Genomic DNA, 22,646 nt, shown 5'->3' with positions numbered 1-22,646 from the left:
CGGAGCCTGACAGATGCAGCGTCATCTCATCTCGGCCGCCGACCTCACCCGCGACGACGCCGTCCTGATCCTCGACACCGCCGAGGAGATGGCCCGGGTCGCCGACCGGCCGATCAAGAAACTGCCGACCCTGCGCGGCCGCACGATCGTCAACCTCTTCTTCGAGGACTCCACGCGCACGCGCATCTCCTTCGAGGCCGCCGAGAAGCGCCTGTCCGCGGACGTCATCAACTTCACCGCCAAGGGCTCCAGCGTGTCCAAGGGCGAGTCCCTCAAGGACACCGCCCAGACCCTGGAGGCCATGGGCGTCGACGCGGTCGTCATCCGGCACGGCGCCTCCGGGGCGCCGTACCGCCTCGCCAACTCCGGCTGGATCGACGCGGTCGTGATCAACGCCGGCGACGGCACCCACCAGCACCCCACCCAGGCCCTGCTGGACGCCTTCACCATGCGCCGCCGGCTCGTCGGACGGGACGCCGGGATCGGCCAGGACCTGTCCGGCCGGCGCATCACGATCGTCGGTGACGTCCTGCACAGCCGGGTCGCCCGCTCCAACGTCGACCTGCTGCACACCCTCGGCGCCCAGGTCACCCTGGTCGCGCCGCCCACCCTGGTGCCGGTCGGCGTCGAGACCTGGCCCTGCGAGGTGTCGTACGACCTCGACAGCACGCTGGCCAAGTCCGACGCGGTGATGATGCTGCGGGTGCAGCGCGAGCGGATGAACGCCGCGTTCTTCCCGACCGAGCGCGAGTACTCGCGGCGCTACGGGCTCGACGGCGACCGCATGGCGCGGATGCCCGAGCACGCCATCGTGATGCACCCCGGGCCGATGGTCCGCGGCATGGAGATCACCGCCGAGGTCGCCGACTCCGACCGCTGCACCGTGGTGGAGCAGGTCGCAAACGGAGTCTCCATCCGGATGGCCGTTCTGTACCTGCTGCTGGGTGGCAACGAGCCCGCCGTCAGCCACACCCGTACCGAGGAGAAGTAAGAGACATGAGCAAGATCCTGATCCGTGGTGCGAAGGTGCTCGGCGGCGAGCCGCAGGACGTCCTGATCGACGGTGGTGTCATCGCCGAGGTGGGCGCCGGTCTGCCGGACGAGGGCGCCGAGGTCGTCGAGGCCGGCGGCAAGGTCCTCCTCCCGGGCCTGGTCGACCTGCACACCCATCTGCGCGAGCCCGGCCGTGAGGACTCCGAGACCGTGCTCACCGGCACACGCGCGGCGGCCTCCGGCGGCTACACGGCCGTGTTCGCCATGGCCAACACCTTCCCCGTCGCCGACACCGCCGGTGTGGTCGAGCAGGTCTGGCGACTGGGCCGGGAGCACGGGTACTGCGACGTGCAGCCCATCGGTGCCGTCACGGTCGGCCTGGAGGGCCGCAAGCTCGCCGAGCTGGGCGCCATGCACGAGTCGGCGGCCGGTGTGACCGTCTTCTCCGACGACGGCAAGTGCGTCGACGACGCGGTGATCATGCGCCGGGCGCTGGAGTACGTGAAGGCCTTCGGCGGCGTCGTCGCCCAGCACGCGCAGGAGCCGCGGCTCACCGAGGGCGCCCAGATGAACGAGGGCATCGTCTCCGCCGAGCTGGGTCTCGGCGGCTGGCCCGCGGTGGCCGAGGAATCGATCATCGCCCGGGACGTCCTGCTCGCCGAGCACGTCGGCTCCCGCGTCCACATCTGCCACCTGTCGACCGCCGGGTCCGTCGAGATCGTCCGCTGGGCCAAGTCCCGCGGCATCGACGTCACCGCCGAGGTCACCCCGCACCACCTGCTCCTCACCGACGAGCTGGTCCGGACGTACAACCCGGTCTACAAGGTCAACCCGCCGCTGCGCACCGAGCGCGACGTGCTCGCCCTGCGCGAGGCGCTCGCCGACGGCACGATCGACATCGTGGCCACCGACCACGCCCCGCACCCGCACGAGGACAAGGACTGCGAGTGGGCCGCGGCCGCGATGGGGATGGTGGGCCTGGAGACCGCGTTGTCGGTGGTGCAGGAGACCATGGTGGACACCGGGCTCCTCACCTGGGCCGGGGTCGCCGACCGGATGTCCTTCAAGCCCGCGCGGATCGGGCAGGCCACCGGGCACGGTCGCCCCGTCTCGGCAGGTGAGCCCGCCAACCTCACGCTCGTCGACACGGAATACCGTGGGGACGTGGACCCCGCGGGCTTCGCCTCGCGCAGCCGGAACACCCCGTACGAGGGGCGTGAGCTGCCGGGCCGTGTCACGCACACGTGGCTCCGGGGCAAGGCCACGCTCGTCGACGGGAAGCTCACGTGACATCTGAAATCCTGCTGGCCGCCGAGCAGAAATCGGCTGAGGTCACCGACTGGGCCGCCCGTATCGGCTGGCTCGTCGGACTGGCGTTGTTCGTCGCGCTCATCTACTGGCTGATGCGCGAGGGCTGGAAGTGGCGCGGCACCCTCCAGGGCGACCTGCCCGAGCTGCCCAGCGCGCCCTCGGAGCCCGGTGCGGCCAGACTGACGATGAGCGGCCGCTACCACGGCTCCACCACCGCCGGGCAGTGGCTCGACCGCATCGTGGCGCACGGCCTCGGCACCCGCAGCCTGGTCGAGCTCACGCTGACGGAAGCGGGACTGGATGTCGTACGCCCCGGGGCCGCCGACTTCTTCGTCCCCCGCGCGGCGCTGCGCGAGGCCCGGCTCGACAAGGGCATCGCCGGCAAGGTCCTCACCGAGGGCGGGCTGCTGGTCGTGACCTGGGAGCACGGCGACCGGCTGATCGACTCCGGGTTCCGCTCCAACCGGGCGGCCGAGCACAACGAGTGGGTCGACGTCATTAACTCCATGATCAACAAGACGGAAACGGAAGGCGCACGATGACGACCTCCACAAGGGGAGCCTCGAAAGCTCCCGCGGTACTCGTCCTGGAGGACGGCCGGATCTTCCGCGGCCGCGCCTACGGGGCCGTGGGGGAGACCTTCGGCGAGGCCGTGTTCTCCACCGGCATGACCGGCTACCAGGAGACCCTGACCGACCCCTCGTACGCCCACCAGATCGTCGTCGCGACCGCCCCGCAGATCGGCAACACCGGCTGGAACGACGAGGACGACGAGTCGCGGCGCATCTGGGTCTCCGGCTATGTCGTGCGCGACCCCGCGCGCGTGCCGTCCAACTGGCGCGCCAAGCGGTCCCTGGACGACGAGCTGGTCGCGCAGGGCATCGTCGGCATCAGCGACATCGACACCCGCGCGCTCACCCGCCACCTGCGCGAGCGCGGCTCCATGCGCGCCGGGGTCTTCTCCGGCGAGGCGATCGCCGCCGAGTCCGAGCTCGTCGCGCGCGTACAGGCCCAGCCGCACATGAAGGGCGCCTCGCTGTACGAGGAGGTCGCCACCAAGGAGGCGTACGTCGTCCCCGCGGTCGGCGAGAAGAAGTTCACCGTCGCCGCCGTCGACCTGGGCATCAAGGGCATGACCCCGCACCGCATGGCCGAGCGCGGCATCGAGGTGCACGTCCTGCCCGCCACGGCGACCGCCGAGGACGTCTACGCGGTGAACCCGGACGGCGTGTTCTTCTCCAACGGTCCCGGCGACCCCGCCACCGCCGACCACCCGGTCTCCGTCATGCGGTCGGTCCTGGAGCGCGGCACCCCGCTGTTCGGCATCTGCTTCGGCAACCAGATCCTCGGCCGCGCCCTCGGCTTCGGCACCTACAAGCTGAAGTACGGCCACCGCGGCATCAACCAGCCGGTGCAGGACCGTACGACCGGCAAGGTCGAGGTCACCGCCCACAACCACGGCTTCGCCGTCGACGCCCCGCTCGACAAGGTCTCCGAGACCCCCTACGGCCGCGCCGAGGTCTCCCACGTCTGCCTGAACGACCAGGTCGTCGAAGGCCTCCAGCTCCTCGACCGCCCGGCGTTCAGCGTCCAGTACCACCCCGAAGCGGCAGCGGGCCCGCACGACGCCGCCTACCTGTTCGACCGCTTCGTATCCCTGATGGAGGGCCAGCGTGCCTAAGCGCACCGATATCCAGTCCGTCCTGGTCATCGGCTCCGGCCCGATCGTCATCGGTCAGGCCGCCGAGTTCGACTACTCCGGCACCCAGGCGTGCCGCATCCTGCGCGCCGAGGGCCTCAGGGTCATCCTGGTCAACTCCAACCCGGCGACGATCATGACCGACCCGGAGATCGCCGACGCCACCTACGTCGAGCCGATCACCCCGGAGTTCGTCGAGAAGATCATCGCCAAGGAGCGCCCCGACGCCCTGCTGCCGACCCTGGGCGGCCAGACGGCCCTCAACACGGCCATCTCGCTGCACGCCGCGGGCACGCTGGAGAAGTACGGCGTCGAGCTGATCGGCGCCAACGTCGAGGCCATCAACAAGGGCGAGGACCGCGACCTCTTCAAGGGCGTGGTGGAGGAGGTCCGCAAGAAGATCGGGCACGGCGAGTCCGCCCGCTCGGTCATCTGCCACTCCATGGACGACGTCCTCCAGGGCGTCGACACCCTCGGCGGCTACCCGGTCGTCGTCCGCCCCTCCTTCACCATGGGCGGCGCCGGCTCCGGCTTCGCCCACGACGAGGAGGAGCTGCGCCGCATCGCCGGGCAGGGCCTCACGCTCTCCCCGACCACCGAGGTGCTCCTGGAGGAGTCCATCCTCGGCTGGAAGGAGTACGAGCTGGAGCTGATGCGCGACAAGAACGACAACGTCGTGGTCGTCTGCTCCATCGAGAACTTCGACCCCATGGGCGTGCACACCGGCGACTCGATCACCGTCGCGCCCGCCATGACGCTCACCGACCGCGAGTACCAGGTCCTGCGCGACGTCGGCATCGCGATCATCCGCGAGGTCGGTGTCGACACGGGTGGCTGCAACATCCAGTTCGCGGTGAACCCCGAGGACGGTCGCGTGATCGTCATCGAGATGAACCCGCGCGTGTCGCGTTCCTCGGCCCTCGCCTCCAAGGCGACCGGCTTCCCGATCGCCAAGATTGCCGCCAAGCTCGCCGTCGGCTACACCCTCGACGAGATCCCCAACGACATCACGCAGGAGACCCCGGCCTCCTTCGAGCCCACGCTCGACTACGTGGTCGTCAAGGCTCCCCGGTTCGCCTTCGAGAAGTTCCCGCAGGCCGACTCCACGCTGACCACCACCATGAAGTCGGTCGGCGAGGCCATGGCCATCGGCCGCAACTTCACCGAGGCGTTCCAGAAGGCGCTGCGCTCGCTGGAGAAGAAGGGCAGCCAGTTCACCTTCGTCGGTGAGCCCGGCGACAAGGAAGCCCTGCTCGCGGAGTCCGTCCGGCCCACCGACGGCCGGATCAACACCGTCATGCAGGCCATCCGCGCGGGCGCCACCCCGGAGGAGGTCTTCGCGTACACGAAGATCGACCCCTGGTTCGTCGACCAGCTCTTCCTGATCAAGGAGATCGCCGACGAGCTCGCCGCGGCGCCGAAGCTCGACCCCGAGCTGCTGGCCGAGGCCAAGCGGCACGGCTTCTCCGACCAGCAGATCGGCGAGATCCGGGGCCTGCGCGAGGACGTCGTCCGCGAGGTGCGGCACGCGCTCGGCATCCGCCCGGTCTACAAGACGGTCGACACCTGCGCCGCCGAGTTCGCCGCGAAGACGCCGTACTTCTACTCCTCCTACGACGAGGAGACCGAGGTCGAGCGGCGCGAGAAGCCGGCCGTCATCATCCTCGGCTCCGGCCCCAACCGCATCGGCCAGGGCATCGAGTTCGACTACTCCTGCGTGCACGCCTCCTTCGCGCTGAGCGAGGCCGGGTACGAGACCGTGATGGTCAACTGCAACCCGGAGACCGTCTCCACGGACTACGACACCTCCGACCGCCTGTACTTCGAGCCGCTGACGCTGGAAGACGTGCTGGAGATCGTCCACGCGGAGTCCCTGGCGGGCCCCATCGCCGGTGTCGTCGTCCAGCTGGGCGGCCAGACCCCGCTGGGCCTGGCGCAGGCGCTGAAGGACAACGGCGTGCCGATCGTGGGCACGTCGCCGGAGGCCATCCACGCCGCCGAGGACCGCGGCGCCTTCGGACGCGTGCTCGCCGAGGCGGGCCTGCCCGCCCCCAAGCACGGCACCGCGACCACCTTCGCCGAGGCCAAGGCCATCGCCGACGAGATCGGCTACCCGGTCCTCGTGCGGCCCTCGTACGTCCTCGGCGGCCGCGGCATGGAGATCGTCTACGACGAGACCCGCCTCGCCTCCTACATCGCCGAGTCGACCGAGATCAGCCCCTCCCGGCCGGTCCTGGTCGACCGGTTCCTGGACGACGCGATCGAGATCGACGTCGACGCGCTCTACGACGGCCAGGAGCTCTACCTCGGCGGTGTGATGGAGCACATCGAGGAGGCCGGCATCCACTCCGGCGACTCGGCGTGCGCGCTGCCCCCGATCACCCTGGGCGGCTTCGACATCAAGCGGCTGCGCGCCTCCACCGAGGCCATCGCCAAGGGCGTCGGGGTGCGCGGCCTGATCAACATCCAGTTCGCGATGGCCGGGGACATCCTCTACGTCCTCGAGGCCAACCCGCGCGCGTCCCGCACGGTCCCCTTCACCTCCAAGGCGACCGCGGTCCCGCTGGCCAAGGCCGCCGCCCGGATCTCGCTGGGCGCGACCATCGCCGAACTGCGCGCCGAGGGCCTGCTGCCGGCGAACAGCGACGGCGGCGAGCTGCCCTTCGACGCGCCGATCTCCGTCAAGGAGGCCGTCATGCCGTGGTCCCGGTTCCGGGACATCCACGGGCGCGGCGTCGACACGGTCCTCGGCCCGGAGATGCGCTCCACCGGCGAGGTCATGGGCATCGACTCGGTCTTCGGCACCGCCTACGCCAAGTCGCAGGCCGGCGCCTACGGGCCGCTGCCGACCAAGGGCCGCGCGTTCATCTCGGTCGCCAACCGGGACAAGCGCTCGATGATCTTCCCGGCGCGCGAGCTGGTCGCGCACGGCTTCGAGCTGCTGGCCACCTCCGGCACCGCCGAGGTCCTCAAGCGCAACGGCATCAACGCCAGGATCGTGCGCAAGCAGTCCGAGGGCACCGGCCCGAACGGCGAGAAGACCATCGTGCAGCTCATCCACGACGGCGAGGTCGACCTCATCGTCAACACCCCGTACGGCACCGGCGGCCGCCTCGACGGCTACGAGATCCGTACGGCGGCCGTGGCGCGGTCGGTCCCCTGCCTGACGACGGTCCAGGCGCTCGCCGCCGCCGTCCAGGGCATCGACGCCCTCAACCACGGTGACGTGGGCGTCCGTTCGCTCCAGGAACACGCGGAACACCTGACCGCGGCCCGCGACTAGCAGCCGACGAGGGGGACACCGGAAACGGTGTCCCCCTCTTCATGAGGTCACCCGACTTCAAGAGGACACATCGATGTACAAGATCTTCTTCCAGCTCGTCTTCCGCCGGATGGACCCGGAGCGGGCGCATCACCTGGCCTTCCGCTGGATCCGCCGCGCCGCCCGCGTCCCGGTGCTGCGCACCTTCCTCGCCGCCCTGCTCGCGCCCCGCTACCGGGAGCTGCGCACCGAGGCCCTCGGGCTGCGGATGCACGGCCCCTTCGGGCTCGCCGCCGGCTTCGACAAGAACGCGGTCGCCGTCGACGGCATGTCGATGCTCGGCTTCGACCACATCGAGATCGGCACGGTGACGGGGGAGGCCCAGCCGGGCAACCCCAAGCAGCGGCTCTTCCGGCTCGTGAAGGACCGCGCGCTGATCAACCGCATGGGCTTCAACAACGAGGGCTCGCTGGCCGTCGCCGCGCGGCTGGCCTCCCGTACGCCGGTCTTCAGGACCGTCGTGGGCGTCAACATCGGCAAGACCAAGGTCGTCCCCGAAGACCAGGCCACCGCCGACTACGTGAAGTCGACCGAGCGGCTGGCACCGTACGCCGACTACCTGGTCGTGAACGTGTCCTCGCCGAACACACCGGGGCTGCGCAACCTCCAGGCCACCGAGGCGCTGCGCCCGCTGCTGAGCGCCGTTCGCGAGGCAGCCGACCGCACGGTGCCCTCGCGCCGCGTACCGCTGCTGGTGAAGATCGCGCCCGACCTCGCGGACGAGGACGTCGACGCGGTCGCCGACCTGGCCGTAGAGCTCGGCCTGGACGGGATCATCGCCACCAACACCACCATCGCGCGCGAGGGCCTCGGTCTGACGTCCGAACCCTCGCTCGTCAAGGAGACCGGCGGCCTCTCCGGCGCCCCGCTGAAGGCCCGCTCCCTGGAGGTGCTCAGGCGCCTCTACGCGCGCGTGGGCGACCGCGTCACCCTCGTGGGCGTCGGCGGCGTGGAGAACGCCGAGGACGTCTGGCAACGCATCCTGGCCGGTGCCACGCTCGTCCAGGGCTACAGCGCGTTCATCTACGAGGGGCCCTTCTGGGCCCGCGCCGTGCACAAGGGGCTTGCCGCGCGCCTGCGCACCAGCCCGTACGCCACGCTCGCCGACGCGGTCGGCGCCGACACAAGGAAGACGGCATGAGCTCTCTCGCACCCTTCGGCGCCCGTCTGCGCCGTGCCATGGACGAGCGTGGCCCGTTGTGCGTCGGCATCGACCCGCACGCCTCCCTGCTCGGCGAGTGGGGCCTGAACGACGACGTGGCCGGTCTGGAGCGGTTCAGCCGCACGGTCGTCGAGGCGCTGTCCGACCGCGTCGCCGTCTTCAAGCCGCAGAGCGCGTTCTTCGAGCGCTTCGGGTCGCGCGGCGTCGCCGTCCTGGAGAAGTCGGTCGAGGAGGCGCGGGCGGCCGGCGCGCTGGTCGTCATGGACGCCAAGCGCGGCGACATCGGCTCCACCATGGCCGCGTACGCCGAGGCCTTCCTGCACCCGGACTCCCCGCTGTTCTCCGACGCGCTGACGGTCTCGCCCTACCTCGGCTACGGGTCTCTGTCGCCGGCCGTCGCGCTGGCCCGGGAGAGCGGCGCGGGCCTGTTCGTGCTCGCGCTGACGTCCAACCCGGAGGGCGGCGAGGTCCAGCACGCCGTCCGCGCGGACGGCCGGACCGTCGGCGCGACCATGCTGGGGCACCTGGCGGCCGAGAACACGGGTGAGGAGCCCCTCGGTTCCTTCGGGGCGGTCGTCGGCGCCACACTGGGCGATCTGTCCTCCTACGACCTGGACATCAACGGCCCGCTCCTCGCGCCCGGCATCGGCGCCCAGGGGGCCACTCCGGCGGACCTGCCCAAGGTGTTCGGGTCCGTCGTGCGCAATGTCGTCCCCAACGTCAGCCGGGGGGTCCTGCGGCACGGTCCGGACGTCGGCGCGCTGCGGGCGGCCGCGGAGCGCTTCGCGGAGGAGACGCGGGCCGCCGTGGCGCTCGTATGACGGCCGTCGAGGGTCCTCAAGGCGGCCGAGGGAGTCCTTTGATGAGTGTCTCCAGGACGACTTGAGGCTGAATACATTCTCAAATCCAGGGCAATATGCCTGAAATGTCCGGCCTGACGGAGGCTGACCAGGACTTTTCCGCTGTTCTCGCTGACTCTGGCGGACTTGGCCGCTAGTCTCCGACGAGTGGGGGCACCTCCCGCACCCATGAGTAATGGGGGAGAACGGGCGAGCGTGTTGCTCGTGGCTCCCCAGGTGTGGGGCGACTAGGTTCCTCACCGGTCCGTATCCGACAGTTCAACATCCGAGGTGACGTAGGCGTGGCTCTTCCGCCCCTTACCCCTGAACAGCGCGCAGCCGCGCTCGAAAAGGCCGCCGCGGCTCGCCGGGAGCGGGCCGAGGTCAAGAATCGACTCAAGCACTCCGGCGCCTCCCTTCACGAGGTCATCAAGCAGGGCCAGGAGAACGACGTCATCGGCAAGATGAAGGTCTCCGCCCTGCTCGAGTCCCTGCCGGGCGTGGGCAAGGTCCGCGCCAAGCAGATCATGGAGCGTCTGGGCATCTCCGAGAGCCGCCGTGTGCGTGGTCTCGGTTCGAACCAGATCGCCTCCCTGGAGCGTGAGTTCGGCAGCACCGGTTCCTGAGTCCGGCCCGGTCCGGACCGGGAGTCCCGGGCACCCCGGGATTGCTGGAATAATCGCTGCATGAGTGAACGTCCGCGGCTGACCGTGCTCTCCGGCCCCTCAGGGGTCGGCAAGAGCACGGTCGTCGCCCATATGCGCAAGGAACACCCCGAGGTCTGGCTCTCGGTGTCGGCGACGACCCGTAGGCCCCGCCCCGGCGAGAAGCACGGTGTCCACTACTTCTTCGTCACCGACGAGGAGATGGACAAGCTGATCGCCAACGGTGAGCTGCTGGAGTGGGCCGAGTTCGCGGGAAACCGCTACGGCACCCCGCGCAACGCGGTGCTGGAGCGCCTGGAGGCGGGTGAGCCGGTCCTGCTGGAGATCGACCTCCAGGGCGCCCGGCAGGTCCGCGAGTCCATGCCGGAGGCCCAGCTGGTGTTCCTGGCCCCGCCCTCCTGGGAGGAGCTCGTGCGCAGGCTCACGGGACGTGGGACCGAGCCGCCCGAGGTGATCGAGCGCCGCCTTCAGGCGGCGAAGGTCGAACTGGCGGCCGAGCCCGAGTTCGATGTGACCTTGGTCAACACCTCCGTCGAGGACGTGGCGCGCGAGCTGCTAGCCTTGATGGATGTGGTCTGATCGATGCTGTTCAGTCAGCGTTGATCATCCAGACTGATTCTTTTCCACCCATCGGAAGGCAGAGCGTGTCCTCTTCCATCACCGCGCCCGAGGGCATCATCAACCCTCCGATCGACGAGCTCCTCGAGGCCACCGACTCGAAGTACAGCCTCGTGATCTACGCGGCCAAGCGTGCCCGCCAGATCAACGCGTACTACTCGCAGCTCGGTGAGGGCCTCCTCGAGTACGTCGGTCCGCTCGTGGACACCCACGTGCACGAGAAGCCGCTCTCGATCGCGCTCCGCGAGATCAACGCGGGTCTGCTGACGTCCGAGGCCGTCGAGGGCCCGGCGCAGTAAGTAGTACTTTCGGCTTTGAGCTGGCTTGTCCACAGGCCCGGCAGCGCGGCTGTCGGGCCTGTGGTGTGTCATGGGAGCCGTAGCTTCGGTCGTAGCTTCGAGGGATGGGAGACCTGGTGGACAAGCCGAGGGTCGTGCTGGGGGTCAGCGGTGGCATCGCCGCGTACAAGGCCTGCGAGCTGCTGCGCAGACTGACGGAGTCGGGCCACGACGTACGCGTGGTGCCCACCGCCTCCGCCCTGCACTTCGTCGGCGCCGCCACCTGGTCCGCCCTCTCCGGCAACCCCGTCTCCACCGAGGTGTGGGACGACGTGCACGAGGTGCCGCACGTCCGCATCGGGCAGCACGCCGACCTGGTCGTCGTCGCCCCGGCCACCGCCGACATGCTCGCGAAGGCGGCCCACGGCCTCGCCGACGACCTGCTCACCAACACCCTCCTGACCGCCCGCTGTCCGGTCGTCTTCGCCCCCGCGATGCACACCGAGATGTGGGAGCACCCGGCCACCCAGGAGAACGTGGCGACCCTGCGTCGCCGGGGCGCCGTCGTGATCGAGCCGGCCGTCGGACGCCTCACCGGCGTCGACACCGGCAAGGGGCGGCTGCCCGACCCGGCCGAGATCTTCGAGGTCTGCCGTCGCGTCCTGGCCCGCGGCGTCACCGAGCCCGACCTCACCGGCCGTCACGTCGTCGTCAGCGCCGGCGGTACCCGTGAGCCCCTCGACCCGGTCCGCTTCCTCGGCAACCGCTCCTCGGGCAAGCAGGGGTACGCCCTCGCCCGCACCGCCGCCGCGCGCGGGGCCCGGGTGACACTGATCGCCGCGAACACCGGGCTGCCGGACCCGGCGGGCGTGGACGTCGTCCCGGTCGGTACGGCCGTACAGCTGCGGGAAGCCGTCCTCAAGGCGGCCGGGGACGCCGACGCGGTGGTCATGGCCGCCGCGGTCGCGGACTTCCGTCCGCAGACCTACGCGGCCGGGAAGATCAAGAAGAAGGACGGCCAGGATCCGGACCCCATTGTCCTGGTGCGGAATCCGGACATCCTCGCCGAGATCTCGGCCGACCGTCCGCATCCCGGACAGGTCGTCGTCGGATTCGCCGCCGAGACCGACGACGTGCTGGCCAACGGCCGTACGAAGCTCGCCCGCAAGGGCTGCGACCTTCTCGTCGTCAACGAGGTGGGGGAGCGCAAGACCTTCGGGGCGGAGGAGAACGAGGCGGTGGTGCTGGGCGCCGACGGCAGCGAGACCCCGGTGCCGCACGGCCCCAAGGAAGCCTTGGCCGAAATCGTGTGGGACCTGGTGGTCCGGCGCCTGCGCTGACTGTCTCATTCGCTCCACCCCGCTCTCACACCTCGCCGATTGAGGTGTGGCGGGCCTGGCCAAGCCCACTCGGGATTGGGCAGAATGCCCGTGCCGCAGGTCACAGCGCTCCCGAGAGGCGAGACAGGGAGACCGATGGCCGAGCGCGACCGATAAACTGTTCTCGGACGGTGTCGGGCGCAGCCCCCGAGCCCGTCCGCCCATGATCAGCCAGCAGCCGCTGCAACCCCAGGGAGCGTTGTGTCCCGTCGTCTGTTCACCTCGGAGTCCGTGACCGAGGGTCACCCCGACAAGATCGCTGACCAGATCAGCGACACCATTCTCGACGCGCTCCTGCGCGAGGACCCGACCTCCAGGGTCGCGGTCGAGACCCTGATCACGACCGGCCTGGTGCACGTGGCCGGTGAGGTCACCACCAAGGCGTACGCGCCGATCCCCCAGCTCGTGCGGGACAAGATCCTCGCGATCGGCTACGACTCCTCCAAGAAGGGCTTCGACGGCGCCTCCTGCGGTGTGTCCGTGTCGATCGGTTCGCAGTCCCCGGACATCGCGCAGGGTGTCGACACGGCGTACGAGTCCCGGGTCGAGGGCGACGAGGACGAGCTGGACAAGCAGGGCGCGGGCGACCAGGGCCTGATGTTCGGCTACGCGACGGACGAGACGCCGACGCTGATGCCGCTCCCGATCTTCCTGGCGCACCGTCTGTCGAGCCGTCTGTCCGAGGTCCGCAAGAACGGCACGATCCCCTACCTGCGCCCCGACGGCAAGACGCAGGTCACCATCGAGTACGACGGCGACAAGGCCGTCCGCCTCGACACCGTCGTGGTCTCCTCGCAGCACGCCAGCGACATCGACCTGGAGTCCCTGCTGGCCCCCGACATCCGCGAGTTCGTCGTCGAGCCGGAGCTGAAGGCGCTGCTCGACGAGGGCATCAAGCTGGACACCGACGGCTACCGCCTGCTGGTCAACCCCACCGGCCGCTTCGAGATCGGCGGCCCGATGGGCGACGCCGGCCTGACCGGCCGCAAGATCATCATCGACACCTACGGCGGCATGGCCCGCCACGGTGGCGGCGCCTTCTCGGGCAAGGACCCGTCCAAGGTGGACCGTTCGGCCGCGTACGCCATGCGCTGGGTCGCCAAGAACGTCGTCGCCGCGGGCCTCGCCTCCCGCTGCGAGGTCCAGGTCGCGTACGCGATCGGCAAGGCCGAGCCGGTCGGTCTGTTCGTCGAGACCTTCGGCACCGCCAAGATCGACGCCGAGAAGATCGAGAAGGCCATCGACGAGGTCTTCGACCTCCGCCCGGCCGCGATCATCCGCGACCTCGACCTGCTGCGCCCGATCTACGCCCAGACCGCCGCGTACGGCCACTTCGGCCGCGAGCTGCCCGACTTCACCTGGGAGAAGACGGACCGCGTGGACGCGCTGCGGAAGGCGGCCGGGCTGTAGAAGCCGGTCGCGGGTGATGTGCGCGAGGCCCGGTGTCCGTTGGGGACGCCGGGCCTCGGCGCGTTCCGGCGGCGCCGGCTGTCAGTCGGGTGTTGTCAGTCGGGTTTGGTAAGAATGCAAGGGTGAGCGGCGAGGACGAGCAGGTGGGTGCGGGGGGCGAGGGGGCGCCGCCCGAGCAGCTCGCGTTCATTCGGGAGAGCGTGCGGAACGCGAAGGTGCCGCGGGCGAAGCCGCGGACGTGGCGGGGGGCCGCGCTGGCCAAGGAGCTGCCGGTCGCCCGGGTGCTGGTCGACAAGGGTGTGCTGCATCTTGACCGGTACTTCGACTACGCCGTGCCCGAGGACCTCGACGCCGAGGCGCAGCCCGGGGTGCGGGTGCGGGTGCGGTTCGGTGCCGGGCGGCATCGGGTGCGCGAAGGGCGGCGTGAGGGCGGCGGGCTGATCGACGGGTTCCTCGTGGAGCGGCTCGCCGAGTCGGAGTACTCCGGGCCGCTGGCCGCGCTCGCCCAGGTCGTCTCGCCCGAGCCCGTGCTCGATCAGGAGCTGCTGGGGCTCGCCCGCGCCGTCGCCGATCGGTACGCCGGGAGTCTCGCGGACGTGTTGCAGCTCGCCGTGCCGCCGCGCAGTGCACGGGCCGAGCAGCGCCCCTCGGCCGAGCCGTTGCCGCCGCCGGGAGTGCCCGAAGCCGGCTCCTGGGGGCGGTACGAGCAGGGGGCCGGGTTCCTGGAGGCCCTCGCCTCCGGTGGGGCGCCACGGGCCGTCTGGAACGCGTTGCCCGGGCCCGAGTGGAGCGAGGAGCTGGCTCGCGCCGTCGCCGCCACGCTGGCCTCCGGGCGCGGGGCGCTCGTCGTGGTGCCGGACGGGCGGGCCGTCGCCCGCGTGGACGCCGCGCTGACCTCCCTGCTGGGGGAGGGGCGGCATGCCGTGCTCACCGCCGACGCCGGGCCCGAGAAGCGCTACCGGGAGTGGCTGGCCGTGCGGCGGGGGACCGTGCGGGCCGTGGTGGGCACTCGAGCCGCCATGTTCGCTCCCGTGCGGGACCTCGGGCTCGTCGCCATCTGGGACGACGGCGACGACAGCCACAGCGAGCCGCACGCGCCGCAGCCGCACGCGCGTGAGGTGTTGTTGCTGCGGGCCGCCCTGGACAAGTGCGCCTTCCTGCTGGGGAGCTGGAGCTGCACCGTGGAGGCGGCGCAGCTCGTCGAGAGCGGGTGGGCGCGACCGATCGTCGCCTCCCGCGAGCAGGTCCGGGGTGCCGCGCCGCTCGTACGGACCGTCGGCGACCAGGATCTCGCCCGGGACGAGGCGGCTCGGGCCGCCCGGCTGCCGACGCTCGCCTGGCAGGCCGTCAGGGACGGGTTGAAGCAGGGGCCGGTGCTGGTGCAGGTGCCCCGGCGTGGCTATGTGCCGCGCATGGCGTGTGCCAACTGCCGGGCGCCCGCGCGGTGTCGGCACTGCGCCGGGCCACTGGAGGGGCAGGAGGGAACGGGGGCCCTGCGGTGCGGGTGGTGCGGGCGTGAGGAGAGCGGCTGGCACTGTCCTGAGTGCGGGGGGTTCCGGTTGCGGGCCCAGGTCGTGGGGGCGCGCCGGACCGCGGAGGAGCTGGGACGGGCCTTTCCCGCCGTGCCGGTGCGCACGTCCGGGCGGGAGCATGTGCTGGACACCGTGCCGGGGGCGCCCGCGCTGGTGGTGAGTACGCCGGGAGCCGAGCCGGTCGCCGAGGGCGGCTACGCGGCGGCGCTGCTGCTGGACGGCTGGGCCATGCTAGGGCGGCCCGATCTGCGGGCCGGTGAGGACGCGCTGCGGCGGTGGATCGCCGCGGCGGCGCTGGTGCGTGCCCAGGGGGCGGGCGGGACCGTGGTGGTCGTCGCCGAGCCGACGCTTCGGCCTGTGCAGGCGTTGGTGCGGTGGGACCCCGTGGGGCATGCGGTGCGGGAGCTGTCCGAGCGGGCCGAGCTGGGGTTCCCGCCGGTGTCCCGGATGGCGGCGGTGTCGGGGGATGCGGAGGCGGTGACGGCGTTTCTGGCGGCGGTGGAACTGCCGGGGGAGGCCGAGGTCTTGGGGCCGGTGCCGATGCCTGTGACGGCCGTGCGGGGGCCGCGACGGGTGGGGGCTCCGCCGCCGGGGGAGCAGTGGGAGCGGGCGTTGATCCGGGTGCCGCCCGGGAAGGGGGCGGCGTTGGCTGCCGCGCTGAAGGCGGCGCAGGCTGCGCGGATGGCCCGGGGGGGTGTGGAGCCGGTGGTGCGGGTGCGGATCGATCCGCCTGACATCGGGTGAGGGGTGTGGGGCCGCGGTGAGGGTCCGTCGGCGGCCGGGTCCGGGGCCCAACGCGCCGCCCCGCAGCGCGGCTGCCCGTAGGAACGTCCCGGCATGCGGCTGCCCTCCCAGGACGTCCCCAGGAGGGCAGAGGGATGGGGTGGGTCAGCCGTTCCGGGGGCCGGGGAAGGCCGTGGGACGTACCTCTTCGCGCAGGGACGGGCTGCCCGCCGTCGGCTGGGTCGGCATGGAGCGGGCGGCGGGGACGGTCGGTACCGAGGGGATGCCGGTGTTGACGTTGACCGTGCGGGTGGTCGACGTCTCGGTGGTGCGCTCGGCCTCGGCGGCGGCCTGGGTCACGGCGCGACGCGCGCCGTAACGGCGGTGCACCGCCTGCTTGGTGACCCCGAGCGCGGAACCCACCGCGTCCCACGAGAAGCCGAGCGAGCGGTCGAAGTCGACCGCGGCCGTCACGAGGGTCTCGACGCTGTCCCGCAGCTCCTGCGCGAGACGGACCGTCGGCGCGGGGGCGCGGCCGTAGACGACGAAGCCCGTGGACGGGCCGGAGCGGCGCGGGCGGTAGACGTTCCCCAACTGGGCGGTGAGCGTGCGTAGTGCGTCCACCTGCCGGCGGACCCGCTCGATGTCCCGCACCAGCAAGTGCAGGCTGGCCCGAGCCTGGGCGTCGTGGGTTGCGTGGTCGGCCATGAACAAGCCTCTCGAACCGGCGATGAAAAGGATCGGGCCGCGACTGCGGCCCGTTGTGGTCAACTCTTTCTTGACCAACGCGGGATCGCTCCGCGGGTCACGCATTGGGGGCGCAGCGGCATATGCGTGCGCCCCGGCGGAGGGTACGCGCCGCGACCCTCGCCGGGGCGCCGGTTCGGCCCTCACCGGTGCGTCGATCCGGTACCCGCCGCCCTGATGCGGTCCCCGCCGTCGTGCCGGTGCAGTCCTCACCGTCACTCCAGTGCGGTCCCCGCCGTCCCCGCCGTCCCTGCCGTCCCTGCCGTCCCCGTCCTCCCCACCGTGCCGTCCTCACCGGCGGCCGTCTCCCTCCCGAGGTCACCCGGGGTCATAGACTTGTGCGTTGCCCGTATCGACCCCCGCCCGAGAGGCCCGCACCCACCTATGAAGCTCGTCTTCGCCGGTACCCCCGAGGTCGCCGTTCCCGCTCTGGACGCTCTCATCGCCTCCGGGCGGCACGAGGTGGCCGCCGTCGTCACGCGGCCCGACGCGCCGGCCGGGCGCGGGCGCAGGCTCGTGGCGAGCCCGGTGGCCGAGCGGGCCGTGGAGGCGGGCATCGAGGTGCTCAAGCCCGTGAAGCCGCGGGACCCGGAGTTCCTGGAGCGGCTGCGGGAGATCGCCCCCGACTGCTGCCCCGTCGTCGCCTACGGCGCGCTGCTGCCCCGGGTCGCCCTCGACGTGCCCGCCCACGGCTGGGTCAACCTGCACTTCTCGCTGCTGCCCGCCTGGCGTGGGGCGGCGCCCGTGCAGCACTCCATCATGGCTGGGGACGAGATCACCGGCGCCTCCACGTTCCTCATCGAGGAAGGCCTGGACTCCGGGCCCGTCTACGGCACCGTCACCGAGGAGATCCGGCACACCGACACCAGCGGCGACCTGCTGACCCGGCTCGCCTTCGCGGGCGCCGGGCTGCTCGCCGCGACCATGGACGGGATCGAGGATGGCACCCTGAAGGCCGTACCGCAGCCCACCGAGGGCATCACCCTCGCGCCGAAGATCACCGTCGAGGACGCCCTGGTCGACTGGGCCACACCCGCACTGCGGGTCGACAGGGTCGTCCGCGGATGCACGCCCGCTCCCGGCGCCTGGACCGTCTTCCGCGGGGAGCGGCTCAAGCTCATCCAGGTGCAGCCGGTGCCGGACCGCGCCGACCTCGCGCCCGGGCAGCTGGCCGTGGGCAAGAACAGCGTCCAGGTCGGCACCGGCTCGTACGCCGTGGAGCTGCTGTGGGTGCAGGCCCAGGGCAAGAAGCCGATGCGGGCCGCCGACTGGGCGCGCGGGGTGCGGATCGGCGAGGGCGAGACCCTGGGCGCCTGACGCCTGCCGGGGCTTGCCGAACCCCTCGGCGGGGCGCACGCGCGCGGGTGGGACGTACCCTTGGGGCGTATCCCGTCACCACATCCGGAGCACCTTTTTCGTGAGCGAGCAGTCCCGTGGGCCCCGCCCGTCCGGCAAGCCCTACCGTCGGCCCAAGAAGGACCCCGTCCGCATCCTCGCCTTCGAGGCCCTGCGGGCCGTCGACGAGCGGGACGCGTACGCCAACCTCGTCCTGCCGCCGCTGCTGCGCAAGGCGCGGGAGAAGGCGGGGCCCGACGCGTTCGACGGGCGGGACGCCGCGCTGGCCACCGAGCTCGTCTACGGGACGCTGCGATGGCAGGGGACGTACGACGCGGTCATCTCGGCCTGTGTCGACCGGCCGCTGCGGGAGGTCGACCCGCCGGTCCTCGATGTGCTGAGCCTCGGGGTGCACCAGCTGCTGGGGACGCGGATCCCCACGCACGCGGCCGTGTCCGCCTCCGTCGAGCTCGCGCGCGTGGTGCTCGGTGACGGGCGGGCCAAGTTCGTGAACGCCGTGCTGCGCAAGGTCGCCCAGGACGACCTGGAGGGGTGGATCGCCAAGGTCGCGCCGCCCTACGAGGACGACCCCGAGGACCACCTCGCCGTCGTGCACTCCCACCCGCGTTGGGTCGTCTCCGCGCTGTGGGACTCGCTCGGCGGCGGACGGGCCGGGATCGAGCGGCTGCTGGAGGCCGACAACGAGCGGCCCGAGGTGACCCTGGTCGCCCGCCCCGGCCGGGCCACCACCGACGAACTGCTGCGGGAGGAGGCCGCCGTCCCCGGACGCTGGTCGCCGTACGCGGTGCGGCTGGCCGAGGGCGGCGAGCCCGGGGCCATCGAGGCCGTACGGGAGGGGCGTGCGGGGGTCCAGGACGAGGGCAGCCAGTTGGTGGCCCTGGCGCTCGCCGACGCGCCCCTTCAGGGGCCGGACGAGAAGTGGCTCGACGGGTGTGCGGGGCCCGGGGGCAAGGCCGCGCTGCTCGCCGCGCTGGCCGCGGAGCGGGGGGCCACGCTGCTCGCCTCCGAGAAGCAGCCGCACCGGGCCGGGCTCGTGGCCAGGGCGCTGGCCGGGAACCCGGGGCCCTACCAGGTCATCGCCGCGGACGGGACCCAGCCGCCGTGGCGGCCGGGCAGCTTCGACCGGGTGCTGATGGATGTGCCGTGCACCGGGCTCGGCGCGTTGCGGCGGCGGCCCGAGGCGCGGTGGCGGCGGCGGCCGGAGGACCTCGAGGGGTTCGCGCCGTTGCAGCGGGGGCTGTTGAAGACCGCGCTGGAGTCCGTGCGGGTGGGCGGGGTCGTGGGGTACGCGACCTGTTCGCCGCACCTTGCCGAGACCCGGGCGGTCGTCGAGGACGTGCTGAAGCAGTGGCCCGAGGCGGAGTTGATCGACGCGCGGCCGTTGCTGCCGGGGGTGCCGGAGCTCGGTGAAGGGCCGGATGTGCAGTTGTGGCCGCACGTGCACGGCACCGACGCGATGTATCTGGCGTTGATCCGTCGGACGGGATGAGGTTCGCCTGCGCGCCGTAGGGGTGCGGGTTGTCGTGCCTGTGCGGGTCCGTTGGGGCTTGTCGCGCAGTTCCCCGCGCCCCTCAGGGCGTTTGGCTCACCCTTTCCGACTCGGTCGCCGCGGGAGCCTTACCGTCCTCCCGCGCCAGCTTGTGCGGCCACCACACCTTCGGGCCCACGTCCAGGAACAGGGACGTCACCAGGACCGACCGGACGATGAACGTGTCCAGGAGGACGCCCAGCGCCACGGCGAAGCCGATCTCGGCGAAGGCGACCATGGGGAGCGTGCCGAGGGCGGCGAAGGTGCCGGCCAGGACCAGGCCCGCGGAGGTGATGACCGCGCCCGTCGCGGCGAGGCCGGTCACCACGCCGGGGCGCGTGCCCTGGCGGGCAGCCTCCTCCCGGATGCGGGTGGTCAGGAAGATGTTGTAGTCGATGCCCAGGGCCACCAGGAAGACGAAGACAAAGAGCGGGAAGTCCGTCGTCTCTCCCGCGTAGTCGAACAGGTACCTGAACGCGAGCGCGCTGATGCCCAGGGCCGCCGCGAACGACAGGATCACCGTGCCGATCAGGAGCAGTGGCGCGATCAGGGCGCGCAGCAGGGCGCAGAGGATCAGCAGGACCACGGTCAGCACCAGTGGGATGATCAGGATGTTGTCGTGCGTGGTCGCCTTGTCCATGTCGAGCAGGGAGGCCGTGCCGCCGCCGACCTGGGCGTCGGCGTCGGGTATCGCGTGGACCGCGTCCCGGACCCGTTCGACGGTCTGCTTCGCCGCCTCGCTGTCGGCCGGGTCGGTCATGGTCGCCTCGAAGAGGACCTTGCCGTCGAAGGACGGTTTCGTGCCCGGCGGCAGGCCCAGGGACGCGGGGACGACACCGTCCGTGGCGGCCACCGCCTCCCCGACCTGCCGTGCCTGTGCCTGGTCGCTGATGACGATCAGCGGGTCGCCGGCGCCCGCCGGGAAGTAGCGTGCGGAGACCTCCTGGCCGACGATCGAGTCCGGTTCACCGGTGAACGCGTCCGCGTTGCTGATGCCCTCGGCGCGCAGCTGGATCAGGCCCAGCGAGCAGACGGCGAGGATCAGCGCGGTGGCGCCCCAGACCATGCGCGGGCGCCGGGCGATGCGGCGGCCCATGCGGGCCCACAGGCCCCGCTCGATGCGGTCGGGGTCGCCGAAGCGCGGGATCGCGGGCCAGAAGATCCAGCGGCCGCAGATCACCAGCAGGGCGGGGAAGAGCGTCATCATCGCCAGCAGGGCGACCGCGACACCGATCGCGGCGACCGGGCCGAGGCCGCTCGTCGAGTTCATCTCCGCGGCCAGCAGCACCAGCATGCTCAGCACGACGGTCGCGCCGGAGGCGAGCACGGCCGGGCCCGCCCGGTGCAGGGCCAGCGCCATCGCCTCGTGCCGGTCCTCGTGGCGGTGCAGCTCCTCGCGGTAGCGGGCGACGAGGAGCAGGGCGTAGTCCGTCCCCGCCCCGAAGACGAGGACGGTGAGGATGCCCGCGCTCTGGCCGTTGACCGTGAGGCCCGCGTGTTCGGCGAGGAGGTAGATGAGGGCCTGCGAGGTGAACAGGGCGGCGATGACCGAGAGCAGCGGGACCACCAGGAGCGTCGGACTGCGGTAGGTGATCAGCAGCATCACGACGACCACGCCCATCGCGGCCAGCAGCAGCGTCGAGTCGATGCCCTCGAAGGCCTCGGAGAAGTCCGCGGAAGTGCCGCCCGGACCGGTGATGTGCACGGCCAGTCCGTCGCCGCCCTCACCGACGTCCTTCCGGATGGTGTCGACCGCGGGCGCGATCTCCTCCCAGCCCTTCTCGTCCATCGTGATCGGCACGAGGATCTGGGCCGCGCGCGGATCCGTCGGACGGTCGAAGACCGGGCCGCGGGTCTCCGCGCCGCGGATGCCGTGCTCGCGCAGTTCCTTCAGCTGCCGGGCGTCCTCGGCGATCGCCGCCCGGTCCTGGGCGGTCAGCCCGTCCGCGCGGGCGTAGACGACGATCGCCGGGATCTGCTCCGGCCTGAAGTCCTCGGAGATCTTCAGGACTTGGGTGGACTCCGCCGAGCCGGGCAGCCAGGAGGCGGCGTCGTTGTCCTGGGCGTCGGTGAGTTTCTGGGCGAACGGGGCCGTCAGGAACAGCGCCACCAGCCACAGCGCCAACACGATCCACTTGGCCCGCCGGCCGCACACGAGGTGCCCGACCCCACGCTTGTCACTCATACCGACCCCCGCAACCACGCCCCGTCAGGGTGCGGACAACCGTGCGAGCAGCCATATACGGCCCGCACCGGACAAATGACCGTACCCATCCGGTACCCGTGCGGCCAACCCCCCCAGGGCATGGCAGGCTTGGGTCATGGCCGCGCAGATCAACCCCAGCATTCTGTCCGCAGACTTCGCCCGCCTCGCGGACGAGGCGAAGGCGGTGCAGGGAGCCGACTGGCTCCACGTCGACGTCATGGACAACCATTTCGTCCCGAACCTCACGCTAGGGGTGCCGGTCGTAGAGTCTCTGGCCCGCGCGACGGACACTCCGCTGGACTGCCATCTGATGATCGAGGCCCCCGATCGGTGGGCGCCCCAGTACGTCGAGGCGGGGGCCGGTTCCGTCACCTTCCATGTCGAGGCGGCCGCCGCACCGGTCCGGCTCGCCCGGGAGATCCGGGCCAAGGGCGCCCGCGCGGCCATGGCGCTCAGGCCGGCGACGCCGATCGAACCGTACGAGGATCTGCTCCCCGAGCTCGACATGCTGCTGATCATGACGGTCGAGCCGGGCTTCGGGGGACAGGTGTTCCTCGACATCATGCTCCCCAAGATTCGCCGCACCCGCGAGTTGATCAGCAAGCACGGCCTCGACCTCTGGCTCCAGGTCGACGGCGGAGTCTCGGCCTCCACCATCGAGCAGTGCGCCGAGGCCGGTGCCGATGTCTTCGTCGCGGGCTCCGCCGTCTACAACGCGTCCGACCCGGCCGAGGCGGTACGCGCACTACGCACCCAGGCGGACTCGGCCACCGCCAAGGCGTCCTGGGCATGCGGCCACTGAGCCACGGGAACGTGAACGGCTTTCTGCAGGGCCTGATCAAGTTCGCCGGATCTGCAAGGATGAACGGCGAATCCAG

At 71.5% G+C, this 22,646-nt stretch carries 18 protein-coding genes; 16 read left to right on the top strand and 2 right to left on the bottom strand.

Features of this window, described 5'->3' with window-relative positions; genetic code table 11:
• Positions 1–13 precede the first annotated feature (13 nt).
• The 13 genes from ACZ56U_RS28505 (at position 14) to ACZ56U_RS28445 (ending at position 15,952) form a co-directional block, all read left to right on the top strand.
• Positions 14–991, top strand: a complete 978-nt coding sequence (locus ACZ56U_RS28505; RefSeq protein WP_469086831.1) for an aspartate carbamoyltransferase catalytic subunit — start codon at positions 14–16, stop codon at positions 989–991.
• A gap of 5 nt (positions 992–996) precedes the next feature.
• The gene (locus ACZ56U_RS28500; RefSeq protein ID WP_469086830.1) at positions 997–2,283 is read left to right on the top strand and encodes a dihydroorotase; all 1,287 of its coding nucleotides are present in this window, start codon (positions 997–999) and stop codon (positions 2,281–2,283) included.
• Positions 2,280–2,846, top strand: a complete 567-nt coding sequence (locus ACZ56U_RS28495) for a PH-like domain-containing protein (protein WP_469086829.1) — start codon at positions 2,280–2,282, stop codon at positions 2,844–2,846. The genes ACZ56U_RS28500 and ACZ56U_RS28495 overlap by 4 nt, the downstream gene beginning before the upstream one ends.
• A complete protein-coding gene (carA, locus tag ACZ56U_RS28490) occupies positions 2,843–3,985 on the top strand; it encodes a glutamine-hydrolyzing carbamoyl-phosphate synthase small subunit (RefSeq protein WP_469086828.1) in 1,143 nt (380 codons plus the stop codon). Before ACZ56U_RS28495 ends, carA begins: the two co-directional genes overlap by 4 nt.
• Positions 3,978–7,286 carry a carbamoyl-phosphate synthase large subunit gene (carB, locus tag ACZ56U_RS28485; RefSeq protein ID WP_469086827.1) on the top strand — a complete coding sequence of 1,103 codons (3,309 nt, stop codon included), beginning with the start codon at positions 3,978–3,980 and terminating at the stop codon, positions 7,284–7,286. The genes carA and carB overlap by 8 nt, the downstream gene beginning before the upstream one ends.
• A gap of 73 nt (positions 7,287–7,359) precedes the next feature.
• Positions 7,360–8,466: a quinone-dependent dihydroorotate dehydrogenase gene (locus ACZ56U_RS28480; protein ID WP_469086826.1), complete on the top strand. Its 1,107-nt coding sequence runs from the start codon at positions 7,360–7,362 to the stop codon at positions 8,464–8,466.
• On the top strand, positions 8,463–9,308 hold the full coding sequence (gene pyrF, locus ACZ56U_RS28475; protein WP_469086825.1) for an orotidine-5'-phosphate decarboxylase: 846 nt from the start codon (positions 8,463–8,465) through the stop codon (positions 9,306–9,308). Before ACZ56U_RS28480 ends, pyrF begins: the two co-directional genes overlap by 4 nt.
• A gap of 320 nt (positions 9,309–9,628) precedes the next feature.
• Positions 9,629–9,952 carry an integration host factor gene (locus tag ACZ56U_RS28470; protein ID WP_003977346.1) on the top strand — a complete coding sequence of 108 codons (324 nt, stop codon included), beginning with the start codon at positions 9,629–9,631 and terminating at the stop codon, positions 9,950–9,952.
• Positions 9,953–10,012: 60 nt separating this feature from the next.
• Positions 10,013–10,570, top strand: a complete 558-nt coding sequence (gene gmk, locus ACZ56U_RS28465; RefSeq protein ID WP_469086824.1) for a guanylate kinase — start codon at positions 10,013–10,015, stop codon at positions 10,568–10,570.
• Positions 10,571–10,635: 65 nt separating this feature from the next.
• On the top strand, positions 10,636–10,908 hold the full coding sequence (rpoZ, locus tag ACZ56U_RS28460; protein WP_003982715.1) for a DNA-directed RNA polymerase subunit omega: 273 nt from the start codon (positions 10,636–10,638) through the stop codon (positions 10,906–10,908).
• Positions 10,909–11,024: 116 nt separating this feature from the next.
• Complete coding sequence (gene coaBC / locus ACZ56U_RS28455) at positions 11,025–12,227, top strand: bifunctional phosphopantothenoylcysteine decarboxylase/phosphopantothenate--cysteine ligase CoaBC (protein ID WP_469086986.1); 1,203 nt, start codon at positions 11,025–11,027, stop codon at positions 12,225–12,227.
• Between the two features lie 240 nt (positions 12,228–12,467).
• Positions 12,468–13,676, top strand: a complete 1,209-nt coding sequence (gene metK, locus ACZ56U_RS28450; protein WP_469086823.1) for a methionine adenosyltransferase — start codon at positions 12,468–12,470, stop codon at positions 13,674–13,676.
• Between the two features lie 122 nt (positions 13,677–13,798).
• Positions 13,799–15,952, top strand: a complete 2,154-nt coding sequence (locus ACZ56U_RS28445; protein ID WP_469086822.1) for a primosomal protein N' — start codon at positions 13,799–13,801, stop codon at positions 15,950–15,952.
• Between the two features lie 144 nt (positions 15,953–16,096).
• Here ACZ56U_RS28445 and ACZ56U_RS28440 read toward each other — a convergent pair whose 3' ends face one another.
• Positions 16,097–16,639, bottom strand: coding sequence for a hypothetical protein (locus ACZ56U_RS28440; RefSeq protein ID WP_469086821.1), 543 nt, complete (start codon positions 16,637–16,639; stop codon positions 16,097–16,099).
• Between the two features lie 423 nt (positions 16,640–17,062).
• Here ACZ56U_RS28440 and fmt point away from each other — a divergent pair, with 423 nt between their 5' ends.
• Together fmt and ACZ56U_RS28430 are read left to right on the top strand one after the other, a co-directional pair.
• Positions 17,063–17,995, top strand: coding sequence for a methionyl-tRNA formyltransferase (gene fmt, locus ACZ56U_RS28435; RefSeq protein WP_469086820.1), 933 nt, complete (start codon positions 17,063–17,065; stop codon positions 17,993–17,995).
• A gap of 100 nt (positions 17,996–18,095) precedes the next feature.
• On the top strand, positions 18,096–19,523 hold the full coding sequence (locus ACZ56U_RS28430) for an RsmB/NOP family class I SAM-dependent RNA methyltransferase (RefSeq protein WP_469086819.1): 1,428 nt from the start codon (positions 18,096–18,098) through the stop codon (positions 19,521–19,523).
• 82 nt (positions 19,524–19,605) lie between these two features.
• On the opposite strand, the gene ACZ56U_RS28425 is transcribed toward ACZ56U_RS28430, so the two are convergent.
• Positions 19,606–21,747, bottom strand: coding sequence for an MMPL family transporter (locus ACZ56U_RS28425; protein ID WP_469086818.1), 2,142 nt, complete (start codon positions 21,745–21,747; stop codon positions 19,606–19,608).
• Positions 21,748–21,883: 136 nt separating this feature from the next.
• On the opposite strand from ACZ56U_RS28425, the gene rpe reads away from it, so the two are divergent.
• A complete protein-coding gene (gene rpe / locus ACZ56U_RS28420; protein WP_469086817.1) occupies positions 21,884–22,570 on the top strand; it encodes a ribulose-phosphate 3-epimerase in 687 nt (228 codons plus the stop codon).
• Positions 22,571–22,646 lie beyond the last annotated feature (76 nt).

This window comes from Streptomyces sp. NPDC034103, from assembly GCF_055575395.1.
The sequence above is the reverse complement of the archived record's forward strand: the minus strand, read 5'-3'. Positions and strand labels throughout refer to the sequence as shown.

What these genes read in the sequence shown, in the direction of transcription:
- rpe (WP_469086817.1), top strand. Translation starts at nt 21,884, where the DNA reads ATGGCCGCGCAGATCAACCCCAGCATTCTGTCCGCAGACTTCGCCCGC.
- fmt (WP_469086820.1), top strand. Translation starts at nt 17,063, where the DNA reads ATGAAGCTCGTCTTCGCCGGTACCCCCGAGGTCGCCGTTCCCGCTCTG.
- pyrF (WP_469086825.1), top strand. Translation starts at nt 8,463, where the DNA reads ATGAGCTCTCTCGCACCCTTCGGCGCCCGTCTGCGCCGTGCCATGGAC.
- ACZ56U_RS28425 (WP_469086818.1), bottom strand. Translation starts at nt 21,747, where the DNA reads ATGAGTGACAAGCGTGGGGTCGGGCACCTCGTGTGCGGCCGGCGGGCC.
- ACZ56U_RS28480 (WP_469086826.1), top strand. Translation starts at nt 7,360, where the DNA reads ATGTACAAGATCTTCTTCCAGCTCGTCTTCCGCCGGATGGACCCGGAG.
- carA (WP_469086828.1), top strand. Translation starts at nt 2,843, where the DNA reads ATGACGACCTCCACAAGGGGAGCCTCGAAAGCTCCCGCGGTACTCGTC.
- gmk (WP_469086824.1), top strand. Translation starts at nt 10,013, where the DNA reads ATGAGTGAACGTCCGCGGCTGACCGTGCTCTCCGGCCCCTCAGGGGTC.
- ACZ56U_RS28500 (WP_469086830.1), top strand. Translation starts at nt 997, where the DNA reads ATGAGCAAGATCCTGATCCGTGGTGCGAAGGTGCTCGGCGGCGAGCCG.
- ACZ56U_RS28440 (WP_469086821.1), bottom strand. Translation starts at nt 16,639, where the DNA reads ATGGCCGACCACGCAACCCACGACGCCCAGGCTCGGGCCAGCCTGCAC.
- ACZ56U_RS28505 (WP_469086831.1), top strand. Translation starts at nt 14, where the DNA reads ATGCAGCGTCATCTCATCTCGGCCGCCGACCTCACCCGCGACGACGCC.